The organism is Siminovitchia acidinfaciens (assembly GCF_003605385.1).
Taxonomy (GTDB): domain Bacteria; phylum Bacillota; class Bacilli; order Bacillales; family Bacillaceae_C; genus Siminovitchia; species Siminovitchia acidinfaciens.
The window spans coordinates 89476-100840 of the sequence record NZ_QYTV02000012.1 but is presented as its reverse complement, the minus strand read 5'-3'; the positions used below and the strand labels follow the sequence as shown (position 1 = coordinate 100840).

The 11365-nt window shown below is 46.7% G+C and carries 9 protein-coding genes; all 9 read left to right on the top strand.

The window, feature by feature from the left end; genetic code table 11:
- Positions 1-82 precede the first annotated feature (82 nt).
- The 9 genes from ehuD (at position 83) to D4T97_RS18745 (ending at position 11170) form a co-directional block, all read left to right on the top strand.
- On the top strand, positions 83-781 hold the full coding sequence (ehuD, locus tag D4T97_RS18785; protein ID WP_126052303.1) for an ectoine/hydroxyectoine ABC transporter permease subunit EhuD: 699 nt from the start codon (positions 83-85) through the stop codon (positions 779-781).
- Positions 781-1614 (top strand): ectoine/hydroxyectoine ABC transporter ATP-binding protein EhuA, encoded by an 834-nt coding sequence (ehuA, locus tag D4T97_RS18780; protein WP_328588785.1) that lies wholly within the window; start codon positions 781-783, stop codon positions 1612-1614. The genes ehuD and ehuA overlap by 1 nt, the downstream gene beginning before the upstream one ends.
- A 23-nt stretch (positions 1615-1637) precedes the next feature.
- Complete coding sequence (locus D4T97_RS18775) at positions 1638-2831, top strand: M24 family metallopeptidase (protein WP_126052302.1); 1194 nt, start codon at positions 1638-1640, stop codon at positions 2829-2831.
- 447 nt (positions 2832-3278) lie between these two features.
- A complete protein-coding gene (locus tag D4T97_RS18770; RefSeq protein ID WP_126052301.1) occupies positions 3279-4472 on the top strand; it encodes a M24 family metallopeptidase in 1194 nt (397 codons plus the stop codon).
- Positions 4473-4483: 11 nt separating this feature from the next.
- Complete coding sequence (locus D4T97_RS18765) at positions 4484-5491, top strand: cyclodeaminase (protein WP_126052300.1); 1008 nt, start codon at positions 4484-4486, stop codon at positions 5489-5491.
- A gap of 22 nt (positions 5492-5513) precedes the next feature.
- Positions 5514-6719 carry a M20 metallopeptidase family protein gene (locus D4T97_RS18760; protein WP_126052299.1) on the top strand — a complete coding sequence of 402 codons (1206 nt, stop codon included), beginning with the start codon at positions 5514-5516 and terminating at the stop codon, positions 6717-6719.
- A gap of 36 nt (positions 6720-6755) precedes the next feature.
- Entirely contained in the window at positions 6756-8216 is a 1461-nt protein-coding gene (locus D4T97_RS18755; RefSeq protein ID WP_235872313.1) for an aldehyde dehydrogenase family protein, read from the top strand.
- 29 nt (positions 8217-8245) lie between these two features.
- Positions 8246-9796: a BCCT family transporter gene (locus tag D4T97_RS18750; RefSeq protein WP_126052298.1), complete on the top strand. Its 1551-nt coding sequence runs from the start codon at positions 8246-8248 to the stop codon at positions 9794-9796.
- A gap of 36 nt (positions 9797-9832) precedes the next feature.
- Positions 9833-11170: an aminotransferase family protein gene (locus tag D4T97_RS18745; RefSeq protein ID WP_126052297.1), complete on the top strand. Its 1338-nt coding sequence runs from the start codon at positions 9833-9835 to the stop codon at positions 11168-11170.
- Positions 11171-11365: the final 195 nt, after the last annotated feature.

Genomic DNA, 11365 nt, shown 5'->3' with positions numbered 1-11365 from the left:
TCCTATACTTTGTCCTGGCGCTTCCGCTCATCTTCGGCGCGCGCTGGCTTGAGAAAAAGGCTGCGAAGGGGGTGGCGGCCAGATGACTTGGGATTGGAATTTTGCCATCGAGATTTTTCCGAGGATTTTCAAGGCGATGTGGATTACGCTCGGTGCCACGGTGTCCGCCTATCTTATCGCTTTGACCCTTGGCCTTGTGTTGACATTGCTTCGGCGAACCAGCTTCAAGCCGCTCAGGTGGCTGACGGTCGGCTTCATTGAGTTTGTGCGGAGCACGCCGCCGCTAGTGCAATTATTCTTCCTTTTTTATGCGTTGCCGCAGATTCCGTATATCGGCTTTACGCTTAGTCCGTTCATGACGGGCGCATTAGGCCTTGGTATCCATTACAGCACCTATGTGTCGGAAATCTATCGGTCGGGGATCGACTCGATACCAAAAAGCCAGTGGGAGGCAGCTACGGCGCTGAACTTCTCCAAGGTGCATACGTGGATGAAGGTCATTTTGCCGCAGGCGATCCCGCCTGTCATCCCGATGCTCGGGAACTATCTGATCGTGCTGTTCAAGGAGACGCCGTTGCTTTCAGCGATCCTCGTGGTGGAGATGCTGCAAACGGCCAAGATCATCGGCTCGGAAACATGGCGTTACCTGGAGCCGATTACCATCGTGGGGCTGCTCTTCCTGCTGCTGAGCTACCCGTCGTCGCTGCTTGTACAGTATGTGGAGAAAAAGGTTAATAGAAGCCGTGGAAGACAACAAACGAATAAAGGAGTGAGCGCGTGATGGCAGCGATGCAGGATGCAATCCGTGAAGAAGTTAGTGATATGCCGGAAGCCGCGCCTGACGGGCCGGTCGTCCGCTACCGGGACATCCGGAAATCGTTTGAGGATTTCGAAGTTTTAAAAGGACTGGACCTTGATGTAAAACAAGGGGAGAAGATCACGATTATCGGGCCGAGCGGCTCGGGGAAGACGACCATCATCAGGATGCTCATGACGCTGGAGGAGCCGACTTCAGGCATTATTGAAGTGGACGGCGAGCCGCTTTGGCATCAGGAGGTCAAGGGGGAGCTTGTCCCTGCCGGCGAGAAGCATCTACGGAAAGTGCGCGGCAAGATCGGAATGGTGTTTCAACAGTACAACCTGTTTCCGCATATGACTATATTAAAGAACGTCACGGAAGCTCCCGTCCATGTGCTGGGGATGCCGAAGAAAGAGGCAAAAGAAAAGGCGCTGGCGATGCTGGAAAAAGTCGGTCTCAAAGACCATGTGCACAAATATCCGATCCAGCTGTCCGGCGGACAGCAGCAGCGGGTGGCAATCGCCCGCGCGCTCGTCATGGAACCGAAGGTGATGCTCTTTGACGAAGTGACATCGGCGCTTGACCCCGAGTTGGTCGGGGAAGTGCTTGGCGTCATCAAGGATATCGCCTATACGACGAACATGACAATGATTTTGGTGACGCATGAGATGGACTTTGCCCGAGAAATTTCCGACCGGGTCGTCTTTATCGACAAAGGGAAGATCGTGGAGCAGGGTCCGCCGGAACAGGTGCTGGAAAATCCGAAAACCGAGAGGCTAAATTCATTTTTAAGGCGTTTTCGAAACGGTTATTAAAATAATAAGTGGTGAAGGAAGGGATGGGTTTGTTATCGTTTAACAAATTAGAGTATAAAGAAAGGCTTGAAAAGACAAAGCAAAGAATGGTGGCAGAAGGCTTAGATGTTTTGCTTGTGACGGATCCGGCAAACATGAGTTATCTTACCGGCTATAATGCTTGGTCCTTTTATGTTCATCAGCTCCTCGTTGTTATTATTGATGAGGAACAGCCTTTTTGGATTGGCAGAGGACAGGATGCAAGCGCAGCTAAACATACTACGTGGCTTGATGACACCCACATCATTCCATATGATGATGACTATGTTCAATCAACTGTGAAGCATCCAATGGATTTCGTCTGCGATATTTTGAAGGAAAAAAAGCAGGATAACCGAACAATCGGAGTGGAAATGGATGCATATTATTTTACAGCAAGAAACTATGCCCAGTTGACGAGCGGACTTCCGGACGCAACTTTTAAAGACGCAACGAATCTCGTGAACTGGGTCCGTATCATCAAATCGGACCAGGAAATTGAATATATTAAGCGAGCGGCTAAAATTGCGGAAAAAGCGATGGGTGCTGCTGTTGATTCGATTAATGAAGGTGTGCGTCAATGCGATGTCGTAGCGGCGATATCCCATGCTCAAATAAGCGGTACAGAAGATTTTGGAGGTGATTATCCTTCGATAGTTCCATTATTGCCGACAGGAGAAAGAACCTCGGCCTGCCATTTGACATGGACGGATGATGTTTTCAAAGACGGAGATCCGGTCATCATAGAATTGGCCGGCTGTTATAAACGCTATCACTCTCCATTGGCTCGAACGGTTGTAGTGGGGAAGCCGACTGACCAGATGCAATATATTGCCGCTGTAGTAATTGAAGGACTGAACGCTGCACTGGAAGTGGCAAGGCCTGGCGTAACATGCGAGGAAATTGAACTGGCATGGCGCAAATCTATAGAAAAAAGCGGAATTAAGAAGGAATCTAGGATTGGATATTCGATTGGACTTAACTATCCGCCGGATTGGGGAGAGCACACTGCGAGTCTCCGACCGAGCGACTACACTATTTTAAAACCGAATATGACGTTTCATCTGATACCCGGAATTTGGCTTGAAAATATCGGTATTGAGATCAGTGAATCATTCCGCGTCACGGAGGATGGATGCGAGGTGCTGGCAGACTTTCCAAGGGAACTCCTGATCCAACCGAATATTAGGCTGGCATAAACGGGAGATGGTGTCACAAGAAAATGAAAAGCAAGTGTTCATATGGAAAACATGTGACACTTGTTTTTTCATGGTTTGGAAACTATAAAATTCTATGTCAACTCGTTTACGATAAGACGCGACCGAAAGACTATCATCTTTCGACTCACCTTTAATTCACTCGTTTCAGTCCAGCACATGCGTCGATGGACAGGCGCTTTCGCTTTTCTAACTGTCTAGCTCCGGGCGGCAGGGGCTCGAGGTCGCTTCGAAAAAACAATGAAGGTAAAGAGCACCTTCACTATTTTTTCTCCAGCGCTTGTCGCCCCTAAGCAGCCGCCCTCCGCTTTTCTTTTCCAATGTGTATAAAAGTGTTTAATTATTTTCATACACATTTGACGATGTTTTTACAATTTTTATTTAATATAATGAATTAAAATTGTAAGCATTTGCAAAGGGGGCTTTTATATGTTGCCATTCAGCTATGAAGAATATCAGCACAGGCTGGAACAGACGAAGAAAAAAATGTTGGAGAAAGGTATCGAAGTACTGCTCATCACGAACCCAGCGAATATGAACTATCTATCCGGGTATAACGGCTGGTCATTTTATGTAGACCAACTGCTTGTAGTCATCATTGACGAAGAACAGCCGATCTGGATTGGCAGGCATATGGATGCCAACGGCGCAAGGGCTACGACTTGGCTGTTTGATGATCACATCATCCCTTATCCGGAATCATACGTGCATTCCGATAAACATCCGATGGAATTCGTGGCAAATATTTTACATGAAATTGGACAATCAAACCGCAGAATCGGCCTTGAAATGGAGTCTTACTATTTTTCGGCCCTTGCTTATGAAAAATTGAAGCAAAGCCTTCCGAATGCGGTGTTTATGGATGCGAGTTTGCTAGTTAACTATGTTCGACTGATCAAGTCGGACCAGGAGATTGAATATATCAGACGGGCTGCAAAAATTGTTGAAAAAGGCATGGATGCAGCAGTGCAGAATATCGCAGCAGGTATCCGCGAGTGCGATGTAGTCGGGGAAATCTATAAAAATCTGGTTTCTGGAACGCCGGAGTTTGGCGGTGATTATCCATCGATTGTCCCAATGCTACCATCCGGAGAAAATACTTCAACTCCGCATCTGACATGGACAGATAGACAGTACAAATATGGTGAAATGGTCATCATCGAACTGGCAGGCTGCCATCAGCGTTATCATTCCCCGCTGGCAAGAACAGTTTCAATCGGTCAACCAAGTGAAGAAGCCTATAACGTTTCACAAATTGTAGTTGAAGGGCTGAACACGGCACTTGAGGCGGTTAAACCGGGTGTTACCTGCGAAGAAGTTGAACTTGCCTGGGATAACGTCATTAAAAAATACGGCATCGAAAAGGAATCCCGCCTTGGTTATTCAATGGGATTGAACTATCCGCCGGATTGGGGCGAGCATACGGCAAGTATCCGACGTGGAGACTTGACTGTACTTGAGCCAAACATGACTTTTCATATGATTCCAGGTCTTTGGTTTGATGACTATGGAATCGAGATCAGCGAGTCGTTCCGGGTGACGGAAAACGGATGCGAGGTACTCGCCGATTATAGAAGAGAGTTAATCATAAAGGAAGATTTGGACTTAACTATTATTAGCTAGGTGGTGGGGAAATGCGTATTTTCACAGAATCAGAAATTAAACAAATGATCCAGTTGGAAGAAAAGATTCTACCTGTCATCGAAGATGCTTTTACGCAGTTGGCCGTAAAGGATGTCATTATGCCCCCGATTATGCGGGTGGATGTAAAAGAGAGTAATGGGGAAGTTGATGTTAAAACCGCGTACATGCCCGAAAAAGATATGTTTGCTCTAAAAGTTTCATCCGGCTTCTTTAATAATTACAAGCTTGGCTTACCAAGTGCCAACGGACTGATGATGCTGATCAGCACAGTAACGGGCGAACCTAAAGCATTGCTGCTGGACAACGGTTACTTGACGGAGGTCCGGACGGCCGCAGCAGGAGCGGTTGCCGCAAAGCATATGGCCAAAAAGGATGTCCAGACCGTTGGGATCATTGGAACAGGGGCGCAAGCGCGCTACCAGTTGAAGGCGCTGAATTTGGTCCGCGACTTTGAAAAAGTGTTGGTTTACGGGCGCTCTTCCGATAACGCCAAACAGCTGCAAGCCGATATGGAGGATATTCTGGATGCAGACATCCAAATTGCTGAAGACGCAGAAACGGTTGTCCGCAACAGTGACATTGTTGTAACGACAACCCCTGCAACTGAGCCTCTGATCAAAGCTGACTGGCTGCACCCTGGACTCCATATAACGGCGATGGGCTCGGATGCGGAGGAAAAGCAGGAGCTTGAGGCCGATGTTTTAAAGAAAGCTGACAGGTTCGTCTGTGATACGAAGGCACAATGTGCAAGGCTTGGCGAGCTTCACCACTCTATCGACCAGGGATTCATTTCAGAAGAAGCCTCCGTCATAGAATTGGGTGAGGTGACTTCAGGAAAAGTAGAAGGAAGGCTGAACGACCAGGAAATTACTGTATGCGATTTGACGGGGACCGGGGTACAGGATACAGCAATCGCCCTTCTGGCATTCAAGCTTTTAACAGAAAAAGAGGGAATCGGTTTACAGATTGATAATAAAAAGTCTCTTCACTTCACTTGAGTATCGGGACGGGGGTTAAGGAATGATTATAGATAAACAGACAATCATTGAAGAAGCCAGAGCGATTGGACATCAATTAAGCGAATGGCGACGTCATTTGCATCAATATCCGGAACTGAGTTTTCAAGAATATGAAACTGGCAAATTTGTCAGCAAAAAACTGGAGGAGTTTGGAAATATCTCCGTTCAGACAAATGTTGCCAAAACCGGTGTAGTCGGTACGCTTTCTTCGGGAAGCGGGCGGACCATCGCCATCCGGGCAGATATGGATGCCTTGCCGATATTAGAGCAGAATGAGCATTCTTACCGCTCGCAAAGGGACGGTGTAATGCATGCTTGCGGCCATGACGCACATACAACAATTTTACTCGGGATCGCCAAAATATTTTCCGATCGGTTTGCTGCCGGGAAATTGTCAGGAACGGTAAAATTTTTATTCCAGCCTGCCGAAGAAGATACCGATGATGAAGGTTTGTCAGGTGCCCCAAGGATGATCCAGGAAGGAATCCTTGATGATGTCGAAACAGTAATCGCTCTTCATGTCTGCCCTTGGCATCCTGTCGGCGTAATCCAAGTCAATGACGGCTACAGCATGGCCAATGTCGATGTTTTTCATGCGAAAGTCATCGGTTCAGGCGGACACGGCGGCTATCCTCATATGACAAAAGATCCGATATGGATGCTCGGCTCTGTTTTACAGGCGTTCTATGGCTTAGTTTCAAGAAGGATATCACCGCTTGATACAGCGGCGGCCAGCATTGGAAAAATCAACACCGGAACGGCCAGTAACATCATTCCGGAGGAAGTGTCCATCACAGGCACTCTTCGAACCTACTCTCCGGAAGCAAGAGAGCAGCTGATCCAGGAAGTTGAAAACGTTTTTAAAATTACAGAATCATTCGGCGGCAGCTATTCCTTCACGGTTGAAAGAGGGGAGCCCGCATTGAAAAATGACCCGGCTGTCAATGCATTACTGGTGCAGACTGCAAAGGACCTGTACCCGGAAATACAAGTGGAATGGGAACCTTTTGGAATGGGAGGAGAAGATTTCGGCTATATGACGCAAAAAGTACCAGGGGCCATGTTTTTCCTAGGCTGTTCACTTGAAGATGGAAAGAACCGGGACCTTCATACAAATATTTTTGATATTGACGAACGCTGCTTGGAAATGGGCGTATCAATATTGGCGGAAACGGCCGCCCGTTTACTTGCAGGAAAAGGTCTATAAGAAATTCAAGGTCATACAATCATCTGGAAAGGCGTGATGGACTTGTCTACAAAAGTAAGGGGAAGAGAAATGTACCTGGCTGGAAAGTGGGTAGGGAGCGACCGAACGACAGATGTTTTCAACCCCCAGGATAATTCGTTGATTACTACAGTTCCTGCAGCCACTGCAGAAGATATGCTGTTTGCGATAGAAGAAGCGAAAAAAGGGGCGAAAATTGCTGCGAACATGCCGGTTCATCTTAGAATGAGCATCATCAATAAAGCGGCAGATTACATCGAAGAAAGAAGTGAAGCCTACGCACTGACCATCTCGCAAGAAGGCAGCAAGACGATAAAGGAAGCAAGGAACGAGGTAAAGCGCTGTATTCAGACGCTGAGATTGAGCGCAGAGGAAGCGAGGCGGATCAATGGAGAAACAATCCCGTTCGACCAATCCGAAAATGGCGAAAACCGGGTCGGTTACTTTTACCGTTTCCCAATCGGAATCATCGGGGCAATTACTCCATTCAACGATCCGCTGAACCTGGTGGCCCATAAAATCGGTCCGGCCATTGCATCAGGGAATGCGATCATTGTCAAGCCGGCGACAGTGACGCCATTAAGCGCCCTACTGCTGGCAAAAGCGTTTGACCATGCGGGACTTCCTGAAAAAATATTGTCTGTCGTGACGGGGAGCGGCAGGGATGTCGGTGACGTCCTTGTAACTCATCCGAATGTCCGGATGATCTCTTTTACAGGGGGGCTTGAGACGGGAGAGAGCATTGCACGTAAAGCCGGATTGAAAAAGCTGAGCATGGAGCTTGGATCTAATTCTCCAGCAATTGTTTTAAAAGATGCCAATATTAAAGAAGCGGTTGATGCATGTGTATCTGGCGCTTATTCCGCAGCAGGGCAAAACTGTATTGGCGTCCAAAGAATCCTTATTGAAGAAGAGGTCTATGCTGACTTTAAATCTTCATTCCTGCAAAAGACGGCTTTATACAAATTTGGGGATAAAAGCTTGGATACAACGGATATGGGGCCTCTCATCAATGAGAAGGAAGCCATCAGGATTGAAACATGGGTGAATGAAGCGGTGGATATGGGGGCAGAGCTTTTAATCGGAGGAAAAAGGGACGGTGCGTTTTATTCTCCGACCGTGTTGGAGAACGTACCGGATAACTGCACAATTGCCCGTGAGGAAATTTTTGGGCCAGTTGTTTTGCTGTATCCCGTCGCCGATTTACAAGCTGCAATTGAAAGATCAAACGATGTCAACTTTGGGCTTCACGCAGGAATTTTTACGAAGGATATTGAAAAAGCATTTTCCGCCATTCATCAGCTGAATGTGGGCGGCATTATGATCAATGACAGCGGGGACTATCGGATAGACGGCATGCCGTTTGGCGGAGTCAAAGGCTCCGGATTGGGCCGGGAGGGCGTCAAATTCGCCATCCAGGATATGACCGAACCCAAGGTGGTCAGTTTCAAACTTCAGAATGTCGGAACCCAGCTATAGATAAAAATCAACTAAGTGGGGGGCAGCTTATGAAGAACAAAACGAACCTGAGTTTTATGAATAGTACCTTTTGGATTTCCGCCATCATTGTTTTGCTAGCCGTGCTTTGGGGTGCAGTGAACCCGGCAGGGCTGTCAAAAGCAGCTAATGCTGCCTATGGCTTTACCACAAATATGTTTGGATGGTTTTACCTATTTGCTGTTTTGTTTATTGTCGTCTTTCTTATCGGCCTTGCAATCAGCAAATATGGGAGCTTAAAGCTCGGGAAAGATGATGAAAAACCAAAGTATTCTTTCTATGCATGGATTGGCATGCTGTTCAGCACCGGATTCGGTGCAGGGCTTGTATTCTGGGGAGTAGCTGAACCGATGAGCCATTTTGTCAACAGTCCTTTGGTTTTGGAAGGAAAGACACCTGAAGCTGCAAGAGTTGCCATGCAGTATTCGTTTTTTAACTGGGGTATACATCAATGGTCCGTGTTCACGATTGTCGGTTTGGTGCTGGCATACTTCCAGTTCAGAAAAGGTGAAAAAGGGGAAATCAGTACAACATTGAATCCACTGATCGGAAAAACCGGAAAACGCGGTATTCGAAAGACTATTAATATACTTGCTGTCATTGCAACAGTGATGGGTGTGGCTACTTCACTAGGCATGGGAATTTTACAAATCAATGGCGGGCTTGACTATTTGTTCTCTATCCCGCAAAATACACCGGTCTTGCTGACCATTACAGGTATATTGCTTGTTATGTACCTTACTTCAGCCGTAACGGGACTGGACAGGGGAATTAAAATTTTAAGCATATTGAATTTAAGCATGGCGTTAGGATTGGTAGTCATTGTCCTGGCACTGGGACCAACCACTTTCATTCTTGAAAGTTTTACAGTTGGAATCGGTGACTATATCCAGAACTTTTTCGGAATGAGCCTGGCATTATCGCCTTATCAAGGAAGTACCTGGACGAAGGAATGGACGGTTGCCTACTGGGCGTGGGTCATTTCCTGGTCTCCTTTTGTAGGCGCATTCATCGCACGGATTTCCAAGGGAAGAACAATCCGGGAATTTATTTTCGGGGTTTTGATCGTCCCGCCGTTAATTGCAACGATGTGGATTGGGGTTTTTGGTGGTACGGCGCTTCATATGGACCTTTTCCAAGGCGGCAATATTTCGGATGCTGTTCAGGCAGACGTGACTAGCGCGTTGTTTGCCACATTCGGAAACTTCCCAATGAGCACATTGCTTTCTGTTATCTTTATTTTGCTTATTGTCACGTTTTTGGTCACTTCGGCAGACTCGGCCACCTTTATCTTAGGCATGATGACATCCAACGGTAATCCGAATCCGTCAACATTGGTAAAAGTGATCTGGGGAGTGCTCATGTCAGCAATTGTTGCAGTGTTAATCATTAGCAGCGGGTTACAAGGGCTGCAGACGGCTTCGCTCGTTACAGCACTCCCATTTACTGTCATATTGCTACTTATTACCTATTCGTTGATCAAAACGATCAAAGAGGATCACAGACCAAATATCAAATCTGAATCAGTGCCTGACTTTTTAAGAAAAAGAAAGGCTCAATAAATTAATTTAATTAATTCATACAGGAGGAATGCAAACATGGCTATGCAAATGAAAAATGATGCTCAAGTAAAATTCGAAGAACTGGCTGCACTTGATAAAAAACACTTTTTACATCCGTCAACTTCGATCAAACAGCATATGGAAAACGGACCTGGATTTATTTTTACAGAGGGTGAAGGGATTTACCTAAAAGATGTCAGAGGTAAAAAGCTGATTGACAGCTTATCTTCCCTTTGGAATGTAAATATCGGTCATGGCAGATCGGAACTGGGCCAAGCGGCGGCAGAGCAAATGTCAAAGCTTGCATTCAGTTCAACATTCGCTGGGAATAGTCACGAACCAGTCATCGAACTGGCACAGAAAGTGGCGGAATGGACACCTGGTGATTTGAACACGACATTCTTCACATCCGGCGGTTCAGAATCAAATGATACGGCTTTTAAAACGGTCCGCCATTACTGGAAAGTGAAAGGCCAACCGAATAAAACAAAAATCATTTCCCGCAGCCTTTCCTATCATGGAGTTGCGATGGGAGCGACAAGTGCTACAGGAATCGAGCCGTTCAGGGAGTTCACGACATCTTTGGCGCAAGGTTTCCTATATGTCGATTCGACCATTGAATCACTGAAGGCATTGATTGAAAAAGAGGGCGCAGAGAATATCGCTGCCTTCATTTCCGAGCCGATCCAAGGATCTGGGGGCGTCAATCTGCCGTCAGAGGGCTATTTCCAGGAAGTCCGCAAAATCTGTGACGAGAACGACATTCTGTTCATCGCCGACGAAGTCATCTGCGGATTTGGAAGAACGGGCAAGAACTTTGGGATGGATCTGTTTGGAGTCGTTCCGGACATCATCTGTATGGCAAAAGGGATTTCCAGCGGCTATGCACCAATTGGCGGAATGGTCATTTCCGATAAAATCAAAAATGAATTGATGGAAAACTACGAAGGCAACTTCTGGCATGGCTACACGTACAGCGGCCATCCGATGTGCTGTGCAGTTGCACTGAAAAACCTGGAAATCATCGAGAATGAGAACATGGTCGACAATGTCCGCAACATGGGCGAAGAGCTTCAAAAAGGTCTCAAATATCTTGAAGAGACGCATGTATACATGGGCAACCGCAGAGGAGTAGGCCTACTTGGTGCCATCGAATTCTTTAAAGATTTGGAGACGAAAGAAAGATATGCAGAACCTGTTTCCGCAAAAGTAGTGACCAAAGCGCTTGACCGCGGGCTCCTGGGCAGAAGCATCGTCTACGGAGGCCAGGATACACTGGCATTCGCGCCGCCATTCTGCATTACAAAAGAAGAAGTCGAAACAATGATTTCGATTATCGATGAATCCATCTCGGAAGTGAAAAAAGATCTGTAAGAAAGGGAAGATCCGCTGCCATTTTGGCGGCGGATCTTCTTTTTGAGGACAAGCATAGGCTATATCGGATAGCGTGGTGTTGGAGAGTTAATCCTCAAAGTGGACAGTAGCTCTCTAAGACCGACAGTAAGCGGAAAAAGCCAAAGCTCAATTTATGAAAACTCATAAACTAAAAATGGAGCTGATATTAAATAA